This is a genomic window from Photobacterium chitinilyticum, from assembly GCF_004104355.1.
GTDB classification, from domain to species: Bacteria; Pseudomonadota; Gammaproteobacteria; order Enterobacterales; family Vibrionaceae; genus Photobacterium; species Photobacterium chitinilyticum.
Window position 1 is genome coordinate 273,523 of the sequence record NZ_RJLM01000002.1, and the last position, 19,867, is coordinate 293,389.

Here is a 19,867-nt window from a genome sequence, read left to right on the forward strand (position 1 = left end):
TGGTTTTTGAAGATACTTCGAAGTTATTCTGAAACGGTGCAGGTGTTTCATTGCATTGATGTATATGGCCTAGCGGCCACGGTGTTATAGATAATATGCTGAGTGGTAATATGATTCGAACAGAAGTGAAGAAGCATGACTCTGCCAGTCATGCTTCTTTGGGAAGGGACGCTCTCAGCCAGAAACTTTGAAATCGTCTTTGTCTATATGGTGCTTTCTCATTTTGTCATACAGTGTTTTGCGAGCAAGCCCGAGTTCGGCCTGAACTTCTTTAAGGCGGCCGTTATGACGTTTTAATGCATCACTTAGCAGCGTATGTTCGAACTGATTCATGCGCTCTGCCAACGTATGTATCAAAGGCGTGTCGCTAAACTGGCTATTATCGCTGAGCGTTGATGTATCGCCCATTAACAGCAGACGTTCGGCTAGGTTCCGTAGCTCTCTGACATTGCCGGGCCAGTCATGTTCGAGAAGTTTTTGTTGTTGTTCAAGACTGATTGAAGGCGGCTCAATGCCATATCGGGTTGAGGCTGAGCGGGTGAAGTTTTGAAAAAGCATTGGTATATCATCTTTGCGGTTACGCAGCGGAGGAATATCGACACTGACAACATTGAGTCGATAATAGAGATCATGCCGGAATAGTCCGCGATCACTCATCAGCTTTAGATCTTTTTTGGTTGCGGCGATGATCCGTAAATCAAGTGCAACCGACTTGTTGGTGCCGAGTGGCTCGACAGACCTTTCCTCCAGTACCCGCAGAAGCTTGATTTGAAGTGACATCGGCATCGATTCAATTTCATCAAGGAATAACGTCCCGCCATTAGCATGAGCAATTTTGCCTATCCGCTTTTTTTGGGCGCCTGTAAAAGCGCCGGGCTCGTAGCCAAACAGTTCACTTTCGATCATTGTTTCTGGAATAGCCCCGCAGTTGATGGCCACAAACGGATTGTTTTGACGCACGCTGTGGTCATGGAGAAAGCGTGCAACCAGTTCTTTCCCGGTGCCAGTCTCACCGTGGATCATTACATCGGCTGGGGTATCTTTGATATGGGAAAGAATACGTCGGAGCTGTTTTATCTGCGGAGTGTTGCCTAAGATCCGTGGTCCCGGGCCACTTTGTGCTTCAAGCTCACGTCGTAGATCGCGGTTTTCGAGGACCAATTCTCGTTTGTCGGCGGCACGTTTTACTACATCAAGTAGGTTCTCGGTCGAAAAGGGTTTTTCGAGAAAATCATAAGCGCCGAGCCGCATGGCATCGACGGCCATTGAAATATCGCCGTGCCCTGTTAGGAGAATGATCGATAGCTCAGGATCAATGGCCAGGGCTTGTTTTAGGAAGTCAATTCCGCTTATTCCTGGCATGTTGATATCAGAAATAATCACGCCCGGATACTGGCTGTCGAGCATTTCCAATGCCGGTTTGGCACTTGAAAACAAACTGACATCATAATCTTCAAGTTCCAGTGTTTGCCCCAGTGCATCACGGATGGATCTCTCGTCATCGATAAAAATCACTTGTTGGTTCATTGTGTATCCTCAGTGCTGCGGGGAAGGGTGATCACGAATTCGGCACCGCCACCTGAATGATCGGCGACTGATAGGGTGCCGGAGAAGGAATCGATGATCCGACGTGAAATAGTCAGGCCCAGCCCAAGTCCATCGCTCTTGGTGGTAAAAAAGGGCATGAAGATCCGCTTCTTTTGGTCATCATCCAGGCCTGGTCCATTATCCCAGATGCGGATTTCGACGAGATTGTCGAGTGCTGCCAGCTGAATACCAATCTGCGGTTGGTGTGCTGTTGCCAGTGCCTGAATGGCGTTATGCATAAGGTTGACTATTACCTGCTCAATTTGGACTGCATCGACATTGATCAAAATATCTGAGGGCAAGTCACCGACACGTAAAATGACCCCTTCCTTAATCAATTTGTTGCGTAGCAGGCTAGTTGCTGACCGAATCGAGTCGGCAGCGACAGTGCGGTTGTTATTCTCGTTAGCCTTGCGGGCGAATACTTTAAAGCGAGCAATAATATCCGCTACCATTTGGTTAAGCTTAATAATTTCGTCAACATTAGTGGCGACGCATTCATAGCGCTCTTTTTTCAATAGCTTGCGGGAATTTTCAGCATAGGTACGCATGGCGGCGAGAGGCTGGTTGATTTCGTGGTTAATGCTTGCAGACAGTTCGCCTAGCATCGCAAGCTTGGCTGCCTGCACTAATTCACTTTGGGTCTGTTTAAGCTCTGCCTGGCTACGTTCATACTGGCCGAGAGTATCGCGCAGCTGCTGGTTGCTCTCTTGTAAGTTATTGGTACGTTTAACCACCAGCAGTTCTAGCCTGTCATTTAATTGGGCAAGAGCTTTCTGGGCCTTGAGCGTCTGCCACCAAGATGCAACGGCCAAGCCGAGCAGAGAGTAAAATACAGTGAACATCAGCACTGCCTGGATGACATACTGATAGGCGGCATTGATAGGGCTGAAGCCGTAAATCGACCATCCTGCTTGTGTCATATTATGGTTGGCGACAACGAAGGCCTCGGTGTCGTTTTGTGCCGGCAGCTTGATGTCGATAGTTTCGCGGTGTTTAAGATCATCGAGTTGAGAATAATCGGTTAGCGGATCAAGCTTGGCATTGCCGTATTGTCTCGACGCCAAAACCTGCTGCTTTTGCTTATCGTCCAACGGGATCAGAGAGCGATATAACCAGCTGTTTTCAGAGCTGTAGAATACGACGCCTACAGAGTCGGCAATGGTATATTCGATGTCTTCATATTGCCAGATATCCTCTATCAGTGATAAATCGACCTTGATGGTCATAACACCAATAATTGATTGTTGATTAAAGATAGGTGCGGAAAAATAGTAGCCTCGTTTGTCTGAACTCGCTCCCAACGCGAAATATTGGCCGGGCTTTCCTTCAATTGCATCTCTAAAGTAGGGACGGTAGGCATAGTTTTGTCCGACAAAACTGCCTGTTTGCTGCCAGTTGCTTGCTGCCAGTGTTTTGCCGTGCTGGTTGATCAGATAAATAGTATCTGCGCCAAGGGTTGTCGCCCATTGCTGCAATAGCAGACTGGTTTTAAGGTACTGATTGTCGGTGTTTGCTGACGAGGCTTGGTCGGTCAGCAGTGGTTGCAGCAGTCGAGGATCATTAGCCAGTACCTCCGGTAGTTTGCTGTAGCGCATTAGCTGCGCATCAAGCTTTTGTCCTAGTTGGTTGACATCAAGAGAGACTTTGTCAGCCAGATGCTGTTTGATCTGCTGGTAAGTTAACTGAGCGATAACGACGTTGAGTACCAAGCCGATAGCAACGATGAGAATGAGACACTTACTTTTTTGCACTTGATGTTTCCGTGGCATTTTTATGAAGTTGTATAGCAAACTTTATTCAATGAAAACACGAGCTGTGTTGCAGAGATGAAATGACGCAGTCTGTGACTTAATAAATAGCCTTAAAAATCATTCATATCAACAGTGGAACTTGTTTTTCCCTGAGGCAAAGCGCACAATTTCAGCTGAATGACTAAGAAGCGGAGTTAACAATGGAGTTGTCTGATATTCGTCGCGAGTACACGCGAGGTGGTTTACGTCGTCATGATTTACCAGATGAGCCGCTAAGTTTATTCGATAAGTGGCTAAAGCAAGCTATTGAGGCGAATTTAAGTGATCCTACTGCTATGACCGTAGCGACAGTTGATGAGAGCGGGCAGCCTTATCAGCGTATTGTGCTGTTAAAACACTATGATAAAGAAGGCTTTGTTTTCTATACCAACCTCGGCAGCCGTAAGGCGATGCATTTGGGCAACAACGCCAAGATCAGTCTGCATTTTCCATGGCATGCTATCGAGCGTCAGGTGCACATAACGGGCGAGGCGGAAAAGCTGTCGAAGATTGAGGTCATGAAATATTTTACTTCACGTCCTAAAGAAAGTCAGATTGCCGCTTGGGCCAGCAAGCAGAGTAGCCGGATATCAGCACGTCAGGCGCTGGAAAGTAAATTTATGGAATTGAAACAGAAGTTTTCCAGTGGTGAAGTGCCTTTACCGACATTTTGGGGCGGCTACCGGGTAAAAATTACCTCGATAGAATTTTGGCAGGGGGGAGAAAACCGTCTGCATGATCGTTTTCTGTATAGTGATGAAGGCGATAATTGGGCAATTGAGCGTCTAGCGCCCTAATTTGTCTCCTTGCTTAAAACAAAAAAGTGTAGCCTAGTTGCTACACTTTCCTATTAACGTTTTGAATTAATTCATTAACGTTGATAGCTTGTAACAATACTCACCCCTTCAGGGTGGCGTACTCTTAATGCTTTTTCCGCAGATTGAATTGATGCAATTTCGTTTTCTGCTGATATTTCGTATTTACACGGAATATTAAAATGTGGATGTACAACGTAGGTAATAGTAAATTGTTTCATACTTGTTTCCAGTTCAATAATAATATCAAGCCATGGAGTCAATTAAAGCTATTTAATTACTCGGCTAATTAATTCTGGTGCTATTGTAGGCGGTGTTAAACCTGCAATGTTTGATCTGGAAACAGGCTTATACTGACAAAATTTCAAACTAAGAGTGCATGAAACATGAGTATTCGTCGCTGATTCTTATTCTTTAAGGATTACGGACAGTTGGCGTTTGAGCATGCTCTCTGGGATATGTGAACCAAAACCGAGGTCTAGAGCCAGATCCAGCAGCTCACCTTTCGAGTTTGCGTTGAATTTCTCACGTAGACGCAGCACATAGTTTTCAACAGTTTTCACTGAAACATTTAGCACTTTGGCGATATATTGCGGTTTTTTACCGTAAAGTAGCAAAAAGAGAACTTCCGATTCTCGGGTATTTAGACTGACAGCCTGGTTATGTAAATCGAGGCTAAAAGAGGCTTGCTCTTTGTTGCTCAAGCCTGCGGCACGACAAATCCAGTGCCCGACTTCAAGGATCGCTGTATCTTTTAATTCGACCCCGGAGAAAATAGTCCCGACAGTCTCGTCCTGTTCATTTTTCCACGGTGTCTTCGTGAATAGATGTGCACGCCAGCTGCCATCAGAATATGGGTGAATATCGAGGATACGCATTCTGTTTCCTGAAGAAATAACAAGGTTATCTTGTTCTCTAAATGAATCAGCACACTCGACAGTCGGACTCGGCATATCAAAGTCAGTTCGCCCAATACAATCAAGATGGTGGTCGACACCAATAATTTTCCCGTATTCTGCATTGGCATAAATAAATACGGAGTCTTTATCTTTGCAACCCCAGCATCCGGGAAGCTGATTAAAAATATGTAGTAGGGTAGGGTCGACTTTATCTTTCACTCTGCGTGCCTAATGAAATTGGCTGGTTTAATTGACTGTACAGAGTTTAATTGAAAGAAGGAATCTTACAATAACCATATGACGGAATATTGGACATATTTATGGCTTTTCAAAAAAAAAGCCGGTCTAAAAGACCGGCAAAGACAAGAGTTTGACTCCGAAGAGCACAATCCTGTACGACGTGTAGAAGAGGTATCCAATTAAGTTCATCTCTTTAATATGAGGGTATATATCAAAGAAAACTTCATTGGCATGTATCCAATGCTGGATACTGCAGACAATGAACAGTGAAGTTCGTTCGTTGTCTACGGGATGAACTATAGCTTACAGGCGTATTGTTTATAAGGGGGGAAATCACCTATTGACGCAGGGAGAATAGTGTGTAGTGGTAATGTTCCTTGCGAACAGGTATGTGCTTGCAGTGGCTATACAACTTATTGATAGAAAAGTAGTTCATTAAAGAAAGGGAATTCAATCCCTTTCTTTATGCTTAAAAGCTGAATTGTTACTCAAAGATGAAAAAGTAACTGTAAGCTGCAATCACGGCAGGAATAGTTGAATATAGTGTGGCCATCAAGGCTGCTTTTGGCGCCAGAGCAATTGCAGGGAAGAGTGCATCGCCATCATTGCTGATTGCATTGCCTAGCTGTGCAGACAGTGGAATTGCACCGCTGATATACAGGCTGGTGACGAGTATTTGTGGACCACAGCCCGGAAGTAGTCCGATAAGTACCCCCATTAGCGGCAGCATAATTGCCCAGTTGGAGAATACCGCTTCCGGATCGAGGCCAGTCCAGAATATGGTGAGCTCAAATAGCAAGAAAGCGCCAATTACCCAGCTGGTGACAAAGTTCGTATCTTGGGCAACGCGTTGAAAAAGATTGCTGCTTCCGCCTTTAGGATCTTCCGATACTGCAGATTGGTAGTCTGTTACATCACGGCTCGTGGCCCATAGTAGCATCGCGACCAGTGCAGCGCCGGCGCCGATGTAGTTGATTGTACCAGCTTCGAGGTGAAAGGCCTTATCAATATCAACCTGCAGCGAGCCCATTATTGCAATGATAGCCGACGGGATGAGTGCCCATTTCCAAAATAACCCCTGAACTTTGAGCACCGGCTTTTTGTCGTCAATATCACTGTGCGCAGTATGCTGGTTTGTGTTCGAGCAGACATCGGGGCGCATGAAGTCTTTGCCGTGCAGGGCATCGACTGCCCATCCGGACATAAGGCCAACAAAAAAACCGATCACAATAATCGCTAACCCAGTAGCGGGCTTGGCGGCAAGTAATAGGAACGCGGCATCTCCCATCGTTGCCGTTAGTACTGCAACCACGGCACCAAAGCTGAGACGGCCGCTGACATATTGGGTGATCACGACAATTGCTCCCCCGCAACCAGGCAATGCCCCCATAAAGGAAGCAAACAGCACCTGATAGCGGGAGTTACTCTCTAAAATAGTATTTAGCTTGCCGCGCTGGCTCAATCTGGCTGAAATGACATGATAGAGCGCCAAGGTAGCTGCCACATAGCTGGCTACCTGCCAGAAAGCATCTGATAAGACAGAGACGGTGAGATTGGTGGTACTTGGTGTCGCAAGCAATGCGAATAAAATTACGGGTAAAATAAGGCGTTTATTAGCCAGGCGCCATTTTGGGCTATGAATTTGCTGGCTGAAGGCTTTTTGCAGCGATGCCATAACGGACTCCAAATAATTTCACACAAGATTGATTAAGACTGTTCTTATTTAAATGCAAATGAGAATGATTATCAAGTGGTTTTTGGCGATCAATTGTCGACTTGGTGATCACCGCAGCAATCCGGCGTGATTTAACAACGCGATTATTCTCGGATCGATGATCAAGAAGGGCTAATTAACGGGGAGTGTGATTTCAACTGGAACGATGATCAAGTTGGATCCGGCCTTGATCGGCCTTGCTCGGAAAGATGATCAAGGTTAATGAGTATGCTTCTGGTAATAAGTGTCTGATCTTGGCAATGTTTAAGTTAGCTATCAGAAAGTATAATCAAAGTGCTTTGGTATTAAGTTATTGATAAATATTAGTATGGAACAGGTGTTGTTTAATGATTGTTCAGACATTGGTCACATGACTTTTACGCTATAAGGTGCCGTATTTGCTATGTTGTACCTGCCGTGAAAAATTGAAATGACAACAGCCGTAAAAAAGTTGCTCTTGATCATTTTTCCGGAACCGTAGTGGGCCTTTTTTAGCTTGATACCCGCGTATCTGTGTTGGTGTTTATACACCTCTATACTAAAGGTAGGCGTTAACTAGAGCGTGACAAATCAAGATGATCCTACTACAAGTAGACTGGTAAACCGGATGCTATGGGTTTTAATGATACTACGGGGGGAATATGTCGATTAACTTGCCATTGTGCGGTTGCTGTATGGTCATATAGTTATCTGGTTATATGAGTGGATATGTTATTCTGGGCCGATAATAGATAAACACATTTTATGTTTGTAATGACATATGGAAATTAAGCTTAAACAGCCGAGCTTTAAACCCTCTGAGATCGTAGCTCTGCCACAACAGATGGATCATCATAATCATGGTTATAATCAGGTGGTGATCGGATTATCTGGCCAGACAGAGTTTGATATTGAAGGTTACGGCAATCTTGTCTGCTCCGGCCAAGGGTGCTTGGTGACGGCAGATTCAGAACATGCTTTTTCCGGGATCGGCAAAAATGAGATCCTGGTACTAAACGTACCTATTGATCAGGTGCAGCCTTCCTATTCACTGGAAAGAATGGAGCGGTTGTTTGACCAGTCCAGCTATTTTCATCTTGACAGCCAGGCTCAGAATTTGATCCAGGCACTAACCGCTGAGATGACTGCCCACCCCGATGATTTGCTGCTCAGCAGGGCCTGTACCGATACTTTGCTGTGCGTATTACAGCGTCATTTCAAGCCGTTGAATGATGAGAGACAGAGTTACCGCCTGAACATAGATATTATCGATCAGTACATACTTCAGCATCTTACTCGCAAAATTGCCGTAACACAGTTGGCTGGACTGGTCTTTTTAGGCGAAAGCCAGTTCCATCATTTGTTCAAAGAACAGACAGGCGTTACACCGCATCAATATGTACTGAAAAAACGCCTTGAGATGGCAAAACAGCTCATTGAAGAGTCTCAGCTTAGCCTGGCCCAAGTGGCACAAAGCTCAGGTTTTGCGAGCCAGAGTAGTTTTACCCAGGCATTTTCCCGCCTTTACGGTATGCCTCCAGCTCGTTATCGAAAGATCCATAGCTAGCATTGTTTATTGTTAAACTGTATAAAATCAATCACTTACCTTCTTGTGGCAAGCGGCTCTCCAGTCTCATTTGAGCGTTATTCTTGAAATAACCGTTTCAGACCTACTTATATCTTCCCTCCTTGATCATCGTTCCTTAGGAACGTTATTTACATACCAGTCAACAACACCAGATAAATGAACATATTTGGTGTTTCGCTATATGAAATTACGTTTTTTGATGTAGTTTTGTGTCTATTCCTGTTAAAAAACGGACTTTTTCTAAAAATTATCGGAGAATACAGCAAGACTAACAGCGTGGCGGAAAATAGAATCTCCTCAATGCTAACACTGATGTAACATTTAACCTGAGCTAGAGCACCTCGTAATTACGTATACAGGTATTCAATCAGGTTCACTATTGAGGGATTGATTATGTTCAATGCGGCGGATGTACTTCAGCCAACATTTATTGAGCGACCATTGGATGAAATCTGGACGTTGATTTCACCGCTCTATTCTGTTGATGAGTCTCTGTGGCTCAAACAGCTATTACCGTTGGCTGAGCCTTCAGAGCAGGAACGTAAACACACCACGGAACAGGCAGCGACGCTGATCGAGCGTGTTCGTGCCGATCAGAATGCAATTCAGATGATTGATGCGCTGTTGCTGGAATATAGCCTGGATACCAAAGAAGGCATATTGCTGATGTGCCTGGCCGAGGCGTTGATGCGGATACCAGATACGGCAACAGCTGATGCGCTGATCCGTGACAAGCTCAGCGTAGCGGATTGGAAATCGCACCTGAAAAGCTCTGACTCGCTGTTTGTGAACGCATCCACCTGGGGCCTGATGCTGACCGGTAAAGTAGTCACGATGGATGCCAAGGAAGATGGAACACCCAGCCACGTGATCAACCGGTTGGTAAACAAAATGTCTGAGCCGGTGATCCGTCAGGCGATGAACCAGGCAATGAAAATCATGGGCCACCAGTTTGTCCTTGGTCGTACCATTGCCGAAGCGATGAAGAACGGCAAAGGCAAGCGTGATCAGGGCTTCACTTATTCATTCGATATGCTGGGCGAGGCGGCACTGACGGCGCAAGATGCCCAGAAGTATTTTAAAGACTACATCATGGCTATCGAAGCTGTAGGCCGCGATGCGTATTCGAGCCAGAAAGGGAGCAATCCGAAATCGCCGGATCCGACGGTCTCTATCAAGCTATCGGCTTTGCATCCGCGCTATGACGTCGCCAGTGAAACTCGCGTATTGGACGAGATGTACGAGTCGGTACTGTCTTTGCTCAAGCGTGCTCGGGAGCTGAATGTCGGGATCACTATTGATGCCGAAGAGGCTGACCGCCTGGAGCTGTCACTGAAATTGTTCGAGAAGCTGTATCGCTCTGAAGTGGTACAGGGCTGGGGCCGTTTTGGCCTGGTTGTTCAGGCGTATTCGAAGCGCGCCTTGCCGGTACTGGCATGGCTTGCGGCCTTGAGCAAACAGCAGGGTGATGTGATCCCGCTTCGTTTGGTGAAAGGAGCGTACTGGGACAGCGAGCTGAAAATGTCTCAACAGAGCGGTTTTTCCGGTTACCCGGTGTTTACCCGCAAAGAAGCGACGGACAGCTCCTATCTGGCCTGTGCCCGATTCCTGCTGTCTGGGCATTTGCGTGGTTTGGTTTATCCGCAGTTTGCCAGTCATAACGCCCACACGGTATCGGCTATTGTGGCAATGGCGAGCTCGAATACGGATTATGAGTTCCAGCGTCTGCATGGGATGGGTGATGCCCTGTATAACCATGTCATGGATATGCATCAGGCGAATGTCCGCATCTACGCGCCGGTAGGCAGCCATAAAGATTTGCTGCCATACCTGGTACGTCGTTTGCTGGAAAATGGTGCCAATAGTTCGTTTGTTCACCGTCTGGTTGATGCGAACTGTCCGGTTGAGTCCCTGACACAACATCCGGTGGATGAGCTTCTTGAAAGGCCGACATTGCATAACGCCTTGATCCCGCTGCCATCGCAGATCTTTGGTGAGCAGCGTAAGAACTCGGCGGGTATTAACATTGATATTGAGTCGGAATGGCGTCCGTTTTCGGAATCTATTCAAACGTTTAGACAGCATCAGTGGCAGGCCGGGCCAATTGTTAACGGTGAAATACTGACGGGCGAAACATTAGCGATCACTGCGCCTTATGACCGTCGTGAAGCGGTCGGCAGCGTAGTATTTGCCAATGCCGAGCAGGTCGAGAAGGCAATTTCCGTCGCGGCTGAAGCGTACCCTAGCTGGTCACAGTTGCCTGCGGCCGAACGGGCTCAAAGCATTAGCCGCCTGGGCGATTTACTGGAAGCGCATACTGGCGAGTTGGTGGCTCTTTGTCACCGCGAAGCGGGCAAGACGATTCAGGACAGCATTGACGAAATTCGTGAGGCGGTCGACTTCTGTCGCTTCTATGCTGCTCAAGCCGCGACGGATTTTGCCGAGCCGAAGCAAGTTATTGGTTTTGACGGTACGACCAAGCTGCTGAGTTACCAAGGACGAGGCGTGTTTGCCTGTATCAGCCCATGGAACTTCCCGTTGGCGATTTTCCTTGGTCAGGTATCGGCGGCCTTGGCCGCGGGTAATACCGTGATTGCAAAACCAGCTGAACAGACCTCGCTTATCGCTTTTCGTGCGATTGAGCTGATGCTGGAAGCGGGTGTACCGGCTGGTGTCATCCAGTTCGTGCCCGGTACCGGCGCGGAAGTCGGTGCGTCGTTGACATCGGATCCACGTATTGCCGGTGTTGCCTTTACCGGTTCGACTGAAACAGCCCAGCGGATCAATCGCACGCTGGCTGCGCGTGATTGTGAACCGGCAGCATTCATTGCCGAGACCGGTGGTCAGAATGCGATGATTGTCGACAGTACGGCACTGCCTGAGCAGGTTGTCCGTGATGTTGTGCGCTCGGCCTTTGCATCTGCCGGCCAGCGTTGTTCGGCCCTGCGGGTACTGTTTGTTCAGGAAGACATTGCTGATCGTATTACAGCTCTGATCAAGGGGGCGATGGCCGAGCTGTCGGTTGGTCGCCCGGAGCTGCACAGTACCGATGTAGGTCCGGTGATTGATGCCGGGGCTCGCGAAAAGTTGCTGACGCATATCGAGTCACTGAAGAACCAGGCCAAGGTTGTGGCTCAGGCGGAGTTGGGGGAAGCGTGTTTGCATGGTGATTTTGTCGCACCGACAGCATTTGAGATCGGCAGCATTGAAATGCTGAAAAATGAAAACTTCGGTCCGATCCTTCATATCGTTCGCTTCAAGGCCAGTGAGCTGGAGCAAGTGATCGATCAAATCAACAATACCGGCTTTGGCCTGACGATGGGGATCCATAGCCGAAATGAGCGAACCTATTGCCATATCGAGCGTCGTGCCCGTGTCGGAAACTGCTATATCAACCGTGATCAGGTTGGTGCTGTGGTTGGAGTACAGCCTTTTGGTGGGCAGGGATTGTCGGGAACCGGGCCAAAAGCCGGCGGACCGCACTACCTGTACCATTTTACCAAAGATGTGTTTAACGCTTAATGGCCGCTGAGTTGAGAAGGAAAAAGCTATGACGATAAGTATTCAAGCAATGGTAGATAACAGCTCAGCAGCCTGGGAAGGATGGAACGGCCTGGGCTATGAGGCGCGTATTCAAATTCTGGGGCGTTGGACGGAAGAATTGGCACCAGAGCTGCGGGCAATGGTGGAATTTCAGAGCCGTAATGCTGCAGAGCATGTAGCAGAAACACTGTTGATGCCTGGCCCGACAGGCGAGACCAATGAACTGTACTGCGCCGGCCGCGGTAGTTTCATTGTGGCGGCTGATGTCGAGACATCACTGGTCGCGGTTGCCGGGCAAATAGCGGCCGCTCTGGTAACCGGAAATACGGTTTTCGTTTGCCTACCGTCTGACTTTGCGCTGTCGGCAGGCGAACTGGTTGCACAACTGGAGAAAAGCGGTTGTGCTCGCGGTGTTATTACCGCAATTGATAGCGATCAGCTTGCAGATTTGGTTAGTCATCCGGCGATTGCTGGTGTGGCATATGCCGGAAAGCTATCAACATCACAGGCATTGGCACGCCAACTGGCTGCCCGTGACGGATTATTGGCTCAGTTGATCAGCGAGACTGATTGTGAGTCACTGCCTGTCATCGGTAGCCCAACGTACTCACTGCGATTCGTGACCGAAAGAACACGAACCATCAATATCACAGCAGTTGGCGGTAACGCGACATTGCTTGAGTTGGGGAGCGGTGAAGAACACTAACGAGAGTTGTTCTAAACAACTCAGCTGAAATATTTTCAGCACCATAAACAAAAAGCCCCTGCTATGGACAGGGGCTCTAAGTGAGGGAACTCGACAATGATAGAAAATAGCTTTGCTATTACAGGAACGTTTATCGTTTATCTGATCGGTATGATGGCGATTGGGTATATTGCTTACAAACGGACAGCAAACTCAGCCGACTACTTCCTCGGCGGCCGTACTCTTGGCCCTTGGCCTGCAGCGCTGTCTGCCGGTGCATCGGATATGAGCGGCTGGCTACTGCTTGGCCTACCGGGTTATGCCTATGCCGCGGGTATCGAATCACTGTGGCTGGCTGGCGGCCTGCTAATCGGAACCTGGCTAAACTGGCTGATTTGTGCCAAGCGCCTGCGTACCTACAGTATTACCACTGATAATGCGTTGACGCTGCCTGAGTTCCTTGCTCGCCGTTTTGACGATAAATCTAAACTGCTCCAAACCATTTCAGCATTCTTCATCTTGCTGTTCTTCCTTTTCTATACCAGTTCAGGTTTGGTTGCCGGTGGTAAGCTGTTTGAAACGGTATTCGGTCTTGATTACACCGTGGCTGTCATTGTCGGTACGGTTTGTGTGGTCTCGTATACCCTGTTTGGTGGTTTCCTTGCCGTTTCATGGACAGACCTTGTTCAGGGCCTGTTGATGTCGGCAGCATTGCTTATTGTGCCGATTGCTGCGATGAGTGGCGGTGTGGGTGATCTGGCTACGGCTCTGGAAGCAAAAAACCCTGAGCTGATGACGCTGTTCAATGATGTTAAGGGTGAGCCGCTGTCGGCAATTGCGATCATTTCTCTTGCAGCCTGGGGGCTTGGCTACTTTGGTCAGCCGCATATCCTGGCACGTTTCAAGGCAACTCGCTCGAACAAAGATATTGGTACAGCCCGTCGCATTGCCGTGATTTGGACTGCGCTGTCGATGGCTGGGGCAATTCTGGTTGGTCTGGTCGGTATTTTGTTTGTCGACAACCAGCTGGCAGGTGAACTGGCAGACGGTGAAAAAATCTTCATGTTGCTGGTGAACTCAATTTTCCATCCAGTGGTTGCCGGAATTCTATTGGCGGCAATTCTGGCAGCAATCATGAGTACAGCTGATTCGCAGCTGTTGGTGTCTTCATCGGCGCTGGCAGAAGATTTCTACAAGCAGGTATTCCGTCCACAGGCTTCAACAGAAGAGATTGTGTTGGTTGGTCGTGTAGCGGTGATTGGATTGTCTATCGTTGCGCTTATTCTGGCGATGAACCCTGATAGTACGGTATTGGGTCTGGTGTCTTATGCCTGGGCTGGTTTTGGCGCGGCATTTGGTCCAGCCTTGCTGCTTAGCCTGTTCTGGAAAGGCATGAACCGTAACGGTGCCCTGACGGGTATCGTGGTCGGTGCACTGACCGTTGTTATCTGGAAACAGCTAACAGGCGGTCTTTTTGATGTGTACGAAATCGTACCTGGTTTCATTTTCGCGACGGTATCAATTATTGCGGTGAGCTCAATGACGGGCGGTGCCTCGAAAACAGTAGAAGCCCAGTTTGATAACTACGAGAAGAACTTGGTCGAGTTTGACTAACGGATACGTCAAGCCGGTACACCATATCTTGAGATGAAAAGCCAGCCGCTAAACAGCGGCTGGCTTTTTTTGTCTTATTCACAAGGTGGGGCAAGGTGGATTATAGCCAGGCCTCCGAGCGAGGTTTCCCGGTACTTCTTGTTCATGTCCTTGCCGGTTTGGTACATGGTTTCGATAACCTTGTCTAGCGACACCAATGATTTACTATTGCGCTTGAGGGCCATGCGTGAGGCATTGATTGCTTTTATCGCCCCCATTGCATTGCGCTCGATACACGGGATCTGTACCAGTCCGCCAATTGGATCACAGGTCATTCCCAGCGAGTGCTCCATAGCAATTTCAGCGGCCATGCAGATTTGCTCGTTGCTGCCTCCGCGGATCGCCGTCAGGCCAGCTGCCGCCATGGATGACGAGACGCCGATTTCACCCTGGCAGCCGACTTCTGCACCAGAGATTGAAGCGTTCATCTTATACAACATGCCTATTGCTGCCGACACCGCCAGGAAGTCTTTTATTTGGGGCGTGTCGAGCTCGCAGATAAACTTGTTGTAGTACATCAGAACAGAAGGGATCACCCCGGCAGCGCCGTTAGTCGGTGAAGTTACTACTTGCCCTCCCGCGGCATTTTCTTCGCTGACGGCAAAGGCAAATAGATTCACCCAGTCAAGAATGGTCATCGGATCATTATCAACGTCTTTATTGGCTTCCAGCATTTTCAGCAGTGCCGGAGCGCGGCGAGTAACATTCAACCCTCCTTCCAAGATCCCCTCGGTTTTAAAGCCCCGTTGCATACACGAAGACATAACTGCCCAAATTTGTTCGGCCTTGGCATCAAGTTCTTGTTGGGAGCGGAAAGCCAGCTCGTTGCGTAGGATCATTGCTCCAATGCACAGGCCTTCTTTCTCTGCGTTGTTGAGGATGTCTTCGGCAGAGTGAAAGCTGTAAGGAACGGTGACTTTGTCGGATGATTTCCCCTGTTGCAGCTCATCGGCAGTGGCTACGAAGCCACCACCTATCGAATAGTAGGTTTCAATAAAGAGTTGCTTGCCGCTGGTATCAAACGCACTGATGGTCATGCCGTTTTCATGCAGTGGCAGGTTGTCATTGTGAAAGAGCATGTCGGAATCTGGCTCAAAGCCGATGACCTTTTGGTTTGCCAGTCTGATTGTCTTGGTCTGAATACCTTCGGCCATTGTTTTGTTGGCCTGCTCAATGTCAATGTTATCCGGCGTGTTGTTCATTAGGCCGAGAATGGTGGCGCGGTCGGTGTGATGCCCTTTTCCTGTCAGTGATAATGAGCCGTAGAGATCTACTTGAACTCGTTCAATGGTGCCAATGAAGGCATTCACCTTTTGGCAAAAATTGAATCCCGCGAGCATCGGACCGTTGGTGTGGGAGCTGGACGGCCCCACTCCTATTTTGTAGATATCGAAAATAGATAACATGGTCACTTTCCTCATTCTATGTATCAGTTAGACAACCAAATTGGATCGAAGATTACAGTGATAGTTGTCTAACTCTCGGATCAATGATCAAGGAATAGGTAGTTTTGCCAGCTCTTCATCCTAATCAGGACTTTTCTCATTACCGACACATGCTCGAAGCTGTCTGAATAGACGGCAATCTCGACATTGGTACCTTGTGGCAAGTTAAAAGGAGTCAGGTTATCGGTTACCCGTAGCTTGACCAATGGACGCCCTTGTCGCAGAAGCAAGTCGCTGCCGTAAAGTACGCCTGATGCCTGGACTTGGCTTTCGCCGATAGCGGGCAGGACTTCAACCACTTCGCCTTTGAATGTCTTACCGGGTAGGGCACGAAAGACAAAATCAGCCTTGAACCCTGCTTCTAGCCGCAGCAAGGAGTTCTGACGGAAGGCTCCGATGAATAGCTGCTCTTCCTGGTGAATGAAAGTCATGACTGGTTTTAGCGGCAGCGGAACGGCCATCATTCCCGGGCGAAGCGTAACCTGGGTGACATAGCCATCCGTAGGGGCATGTACTACGGTTTCAGCAAGATTGAATTCTGCCTGGATGAGTTGCGCGCGTATTTTGGCTACTGCCGTATTTTCACCCATAATTTGTGATTCATAGGCTAGCTTGGATCGGCGTTCCTCGGCTCTTGCCGCTGAAAGCGAGGCTTCGGCACTGAGATAGAACTGGCGCCGGTTATCGACTTCCGACTGGGTAAATGCCCCGCGCTTGAAGCCTTTCTGATAGCGCTTGAACTGCTGCTGGGTTCGGTCTCGTTCGGCAATGGCTTTTGCTGTTGTGGCTTTGGCTGAGTTATAGGCTGCTTCAAGGCCGAGGACATACTGTTTTGCTTCGGCCAGTGAGGCCTGCTGCAACCTAACCTCTGCCTCAAATGGCGTTGGGTCTATTTTGAACAGTACTTCCCCTTTTTTGATGGGTTGGTTGGGTGCTACCGGCACGCTTGTTACTTTGCCCCTTACACCCGGGACGATAGGCGTAGTGACAAAAAATTGCCCTCCGTAGTTGGTGTGGGGATGGTTGTAGTTCATGAGTAATATCAGCGTACCGACAAGGACTATGCCTCCCAGTACTGCGGTAGGTACTGTCCACTTGTTGAGAGGGATCCGGAATATCTTAAAGACCGCGATACACAGTGCTGTATAGGTTAGGACGAGCAATAAATCCATTAGTCCTCCTCTCTTTGGTTGGTTTCTTTGCTTCGTAGGGGGACGGTGGATTGTCGCGCCTGGGCGACTTCCAGTTGAGCAACTTTTTCGGTGAGTTTTTCTACCTGCTCGGTTAGCTGAAGGACTTCGTGGTGGAGCTCATGTTGCTCATTTTGGATTTTGGTGAACCCCCAGCCACGGTCTTCTCGCCACAGCGTGGCCCAGATCCACAGAAATGGCCAGATGGCATGGAGGGTAAATAAGCTAACCCAGCCAGCATAATGAATTGCATCTTGGTGGGGATGATTACGCTTTTTTGATATTTCGTAGGGGATATCATGGATTGCGATGATGCCATAGAATAGAAATATGGCGACAAAAAACAATAGTCCCAGAGCAAAGTAGTCGAGAAACATCCATGATCCTTAATGTTCTATTGGCAACTGTATAGATAAAAAGTAGCACTGATTAACAGCACTATCTGTATTTGTATATTTCGTTATCTCTCTGTTTTCCTAAACAGTATTTATTGTGTGGGTACTTCCTCTGGCATAATAGCTGTAGTTATGCGGCAAGTTGCCGTTATATACAGTGTAGAAAATTGTTGTATGAGGGGTTATGTCAAACCTGGTAATCGGTCTGAGTCTTGTTGGCGTGGTGTTAGCCTGGGTGATTGTTCGCTATTCTTCGGTGATGAAAACACAGCGCAGCAAGGTGCAGGAACAGTCTCTAAAAGATCAAAAGTATAAACGGGTCCTGGAAAAAGCCAGGGTGGCTGAGCGCGAAGATAAAATCTTCAAGGCGCAGACTGGACACGTGTCTAGTCAGTTGTCACTGGCGAAGGAATATGAGTTGACCAGTATCAGCCAGGCGATATTTTGGTACCGAAAGGCCGCAGGCCTCGAAAATGAGATTGCCCAGAATGCTCTGGCCCGTTTATGTCGGCATGATCCGGAAGATTCCGATGGCGAGGCAAAGTCGAAGTACTGGGAGCAGGTCGTCTTGGCCAAACGCAAAGAGCCGGAAGCCTTATATCAGTTGGGATATTACCAGGTGACAGCCTATGGTACCGAAGCTGATACTGATGCCGGGATTAAAAATATCGTGGTTGCGGCAGAGAAAGGTTATGTTGAGGCGCAGCTATTTCTGGGCGACTGGTATGTCGCAGAAATAAACCAGCAGAAAGCTCCTCTGTTGGCATTCGGTTGGCGAGTTCGTGCCGCGATTAGCCACGATGTTAAAGGCTGTATCAAAACAGCCTTTTGCTACCAGAGCGGTGTCGGGGTTGCCAAGGACCGGGCCCGCGCCATTTACTGGTTGGAAAGGGCGGCAGAAATGGGCAGTGGAGAAGCGCAGTTTCTGGCAGCGAAAATGCATTTGGGCTCGGACGCCAATGATACGGCTATTGCTTATGTCTGGTTTTCGATAGCCCACGCTTTCGGCCACAAAACGGCCAGAAGTGAACGTGATGATGCGGCACAGTATGTCGGGATTGAATCAATTTTGGCTTCCCAGAGTGTTGCCAATTCCGTATACAAGATCCTTAGACACCAGCCTGTTGCGCTCCACACCGTTATCGATCTGTTAGATAGGGTGTACGGACGGCAGAGTTATCGGCCAGTTGAAGACGTATTGGCATCGCTGACTGCTGGTGAGCTTTCGGGTGATACGGCACAGGCTGACGCTATTGCCAGCCGGGATGGTGAAGCAGAGTGTGTCAACGTACCGGACTCAACAGTATCGTCAGAACAAGATAGCGGCTTGGAAAGAAAGAGCCGCGTGAAAGTTGAAACCGAATCGCAGGATGACGACAGCGCTGACACTTCGGGGGCTCAGAATGCTACAGCCACCAAGGAGTACCAGCAGCAAAACTGGGCAACATCCTGGGATAGCTTATCGACGGAAAACGATAAGTTATAGTAATGTTGTTGGTGCAATGTCACATTCGAGATGCTCAAGTAGCTGTGGCATTGCCGTTATGGTTGTGACTCGGGGATGACTTATTTGGGCCGAATACGGTGTGGCCGCAAAGTGAAACGTGCGCATGCCTGCATTTATGCCGGCTTGCACACCGTTGAGGGTATCATCGACAAAGACACACTCTTTAAGCATTACTCCCATGTGCATTGCGGCGAAATGAAGGATATCCGGATCTGGCTTCCAGCTATTGGCCTCAAATCCGCTAAAAAGTTTACCTTCAAAATAGGGCAATAGCCCAGTCAGGCTCAGAGTGTGCTCTATTTTGCTGATTGGTGCATTGGAAGCAATACACATATCACAGCCCATATTCGACAGAGCTTCAAGCAGCTCCGGTACTCCCTTGATCGGATAAAGCCCTTGTTCAAACAGCTGTCGACACTCTTCTCTATACAGCGGTTCAAGGTCATCAACGCGGGCGTTTATGCCGCTGCGATCCCGAGTCTCGGCCAGAATATCGACCATCTTACCGCCCTGAAAATGACTCAGACATTCTTCAAGGCTTAGGGTGGCACCAAGCCGGTTGAAGATGTTGACCAGCGCTTGATTACAGAGTGTTTCACTGTCGACTAGAGTACCGTCACAATCAAAAATGATACAGCGTATATCTGTTTTTCGTCTTGTTGCCGTGATATCGAGTTTATCCATAACTGGCACTCCAATAGGTTTCATTTGCTAACATTTCATTGTTAATACACACTATTGAGTACCACAATATGCATATTAACTTTTTGCTATCCTTATCGTGCTTACTTGCCTTTTTTTATGGTTTCTGGGATTTGAGCCTTATTCTGTATA

The 19,867-nt window shown here is 48.2% G+C and carries 15 protein-coding genes; 6 read left to right on the top strand and 9 right to left on the bottom strand.

Annotation, left to right across the window (positions count from 1 at the left end):
* Positions 1-174 precede the first annotated feature (174 nt).
* Positions 175-1,527, bottom strand: a complete 1,353-nt coding sequence (locus EDI28_RS07370; protein ID WP_128783207.1) for a sigma-54-dependent transcriptional regulator — start codon at positions 1,525-1,527, stop codon at positions 175-177.
* Complete coding sequence (locus EDI28_RS07375) at positions 1,524-3,341, bottom strand: sensor histidine kinase (RefSeq protein ID WP_128783208.1); 1,818 nt, start codon at positions 3,339-3,341, stop codon at positions 1,524-1,526. Before EDI28_RS07375 ends, EDI28_RS07370 begins: the two co-directional genes overlap by 4 nt.
* Before the next feature lie 200 nt (positions 3,342-3,541).
* Between EDI28_RS07375 and pdxH the strand changes: the two genes are divergently transcribed.
* Positions 3,542-4,177 (top strand): pyridoxamine 5'-phosphate oxidase, encoded by a 636-nt coding sequence (pdxH, locus tag EDI28_RS07380; RefSeq protein ID WP_128783209.1) that lies wholly within the window; start codon positions 3,542-3,544, stop codon positions 4,175-4,177.
* Positions 4,178-4,251: 74 nt separating this feature from the next.
* Here the strand turns inward: pdxH and EDI28_RS07385 are convergent, their stop codons facing one another.
* From EDI28_RS07385 to EDI28_RS07395, 3 genes are all read right to left on the bottom strand, one after another.
* Positions 4,252-4,416 carry an addiction module component gene (locus EDI28_RS07385; RefSeq protein WP_128783210.1) on the bottom strand — a complete coding sequence of 55 codons (165 nt, stop codon included), beginning with the start codon at positions 4,414-4,416 and terminating at the stop codon, positions 4,252-4,254.
* Positions 4,417-4,602: 186 nt separating this feature from the next.
* Positions 4,603-5,313, bottom strand: coding sequence for a helix-turn-helix transcriptional regulator (locus tag EDI28_RS07390; RefSeq protein ID WP_128783211.1), 711 nt, complete (start codon positions 5,311-5,313; stop codon positions 4,603-4,605).
* A gap of 505 nt (positions 5,314-5,818) precedes the next feature.
* Positions 5,819-7,009 carry a putative manganese transporter gene (locus EDI28_RS07395; protein WP_128783212.1) on the bottom strand — a complete coding sequence of 397 codons (1,191 nt, stop codon included), beginning with the start codon at positions 7,007-7,009 and terminating at the stop codon, positions 5,819-5,821.
* A gap of 799 nt (positions 7,010-7,808) precedes the next feature.
* Here EDI28_RS07395 and EDI28_RS07400 point away from each other — a divergent pair.
* From EDI28_RS07400 to putP, 4 genes are all read left to right on the top strand, one after another.
* Positions 7,809-8,594, top strand: coding sequence for an AraC family transcriptional regulator (locus tag EDI28_RS07400; RefSeq protein ID WP_128783213.1), 786 nt, complete (start codon positions 7,809-7,811; stop codon positions 8,592-8,594).
* A gap of 414 nt (positions 8,595-9,008) precedes the next feature.
* Positions 9,009-12,137: a bifunctional proline dehydrogenase/L-glutamate gamma-semialdehyde dehydrogenase PutA gene (putA, locus tag EDI28_RS07405; protein ID WP_128783214.1), complete on the top strand. Its 3,129-nt coding sequence runs from the start codon at positions 9,009-9,011 to the stop codon at positions 12,135-12,137.
* 28 nt (positions 12,138-12,165) lie between these two features.
* Positions 12,166-12,864, top strand: a complete 699-nt coding sequence (locus tag EDI28_RS07410) for an aldehyde dehydrogenase family protein (RefSeq protein ID WP_128783215.1) — start codon at positions 12,166-12,168, stop codon at positions 12,862-12,864.
* A 96-nt stretch (positions 12,865-12,960) separates the two neighbouring features.
* Positions 12,961-14,457, top strand: coding sequence for a sodium/proline symporter PutP (gene putP / locus EDI28_RS07415; RefSeq protein ID WP_128783216.1), 1,497 nt, complete (start codon positions 12,961-12,963; stop codon positions 14,455-14,457).
* Positions 14,458-14,531: 74 nt separating this feature from the next.
* Here the strand turns inward: putP and EDI28_RS07420 are convergent, their stop codons facing one another.
* From EDI28_RS07420 to EDI28_RS07430, 3 genes are all read right to left on the bottom strand, one after another.
* Positions 14,532-15,902, bottom strand: a complete 1,371-nt coding sequence (locus tag EDI28_RS07420; RefSeq protein ID WP_128783217.1) for an L-serine ammonia-lyase — start codon at positions 15,900-15,902, stop codon at positions 14,532-14,534.
* An 80-nt stretch (positions 15,903-15,982) separates the two neighbouring features.
* Positions 15,983-17,113, bottom strand: a complete 1,131-nt coding sequence (locus EDI28_RS07425; protein WP_128783218.1) for an HlyD family secretion protein — start codon at positions 17,111-17,113, stop codon at positions 15,983-15,985.
* A complete protein-coding gene (locus EDI28_RS07430; RefSeq protein WP_128783219.1) occupies positions 17,113-17,508 on the bottom strand; it encodes a DUF3302 domain-containing protein in 396 nt (131 codons plus the stop codon). The genes EDI28_RS07425 and EDI28_RS07430 overlap by 1 nt, the downstream gene beginning before the upstream one ends.
* Positions 17,509-17,710: 202 nt before the next feature.
* Between EDI28_RS07430 and EDI28_RS07435 the strand changes: the two genes are divergently transcribed.
* The gene (locus EDI28_RS07435) at positions 17,711-19,012 is read left to right on the top strand and encodes a tetratricopeptide repeat protein (RefSeq protein WP_128783220.1); all 1,302 of its coding nucleotides are present in this window, start codon (positions 17,711-17,713) and stop codon (positions 19,010-19,012) included.
* Here the strand turns inward: EDI28_RS07435 and yieH are convergent.
* On the bottom strand, positions 19,007-19,717 hold the full coding sequence (gene yieH / locus EDI28_RS07440) for a 6-phosphogluconate phosphatase (RefSeq protein WP_128783221.1): 711 nt from the start codon (positions 19,715-19,717) through the stop codon (positions 19,007-19,009). The genes EDI28_RS07435 and yieH overlap by 6 nt on opposite strands.
* Between the last annotated feature and the right edge of the window lie 150 nt (positions 19,718-19,867).

Bases quoted from the DNA above. Each gene is read 5' to 3' on its own strand.
- EDI28_RS07370 (WP_128783207.1), bottom strand. From the start codon at position 1,527: ATGAACCAACAAGTGATTTTTATCGATGACGAGAGATCCATCCGTGAT.
- pdxH (WP_128783209.1), top strand. From the start codon at position 3,542: ATGGAGTTGTCTGATATTCGTCGCGAGTACACGCGAGGTGGTTTACGT.
- EDI28_RS07385 (WP_128783210.1), bottom strand. From the start codon at position 4,416: ATGAAACAATTTACTATTACCTACGTTGTACATCCACATTTTAATATT.
- EDI28_RS07395 (WP_128783212.1), bottom strand. From the start codon at position 7,009: ATGGCATCGCTGCAAAAAGCCTTCAGCCAGCAAATTCATAGCCCAAAA.
- EDI28_RS07400 (WP_128783213.1), top strand. From the start codon at position 7,809: ATGGAAATTAAGCTTAAACAGCCGAGCTTTAAACCCTCTGAGATCGTA.
- putA (WP_128783214.1), top strand. From the start codon at position 9,009: ATGTTCAATGCGGCGGATGTACTTCAGCCAACATTTATTGAGCGACCA.
- EDI28_RS07410 (WP_128783215.1), top strand. From the start codon at position 12,166: ATGACGATAAGTATTCAAGCAATGGTAGATAACAGCTCAGCAGCCTGG.
- putP (WP_128783216.1), top strand. From the start codon at position 12,961: ATGATAGAAAATAGCTTTGCTATTACAGGAACGTTTATCGTTTATCTG.
- EDI28_RS07420 (WP_128783217.1), bottom strand. From the start codon at position 15,902: ATGTTATCTATTTTCGATATCTACAAAATAGGAGTGGGGCCGTCCAGC.
- EDI28_RS07425 (WP_128783218.1), bottom strand. From the start codon at position 17,113: ATGGATTTATTGCTCGTCCTAACCTATACAGCACTGTGTATCGCGGTC.
- EDI28_RS07430 (WP_128783219.1), bottom strand. From the start codon at position 17,508: ATGTTTCTCGACTACTTTGCTCTGGGACTATTGTTTTTTGTCGCCATA.
- EDI28_RS07435 (WP_128783220.1), top strand. From the start codon at position 17,711: ATGTCAAACCTGGTAATCGGTCTGAGTCTTGTTGGCGTGGTGTTAGCC.
- yieH (WP_128783221.1), bottom strand. From the start codon at position 19,717: ATGGATAAACTCGATATCACGGCAACAAGACGAAAAACAGATATACGC.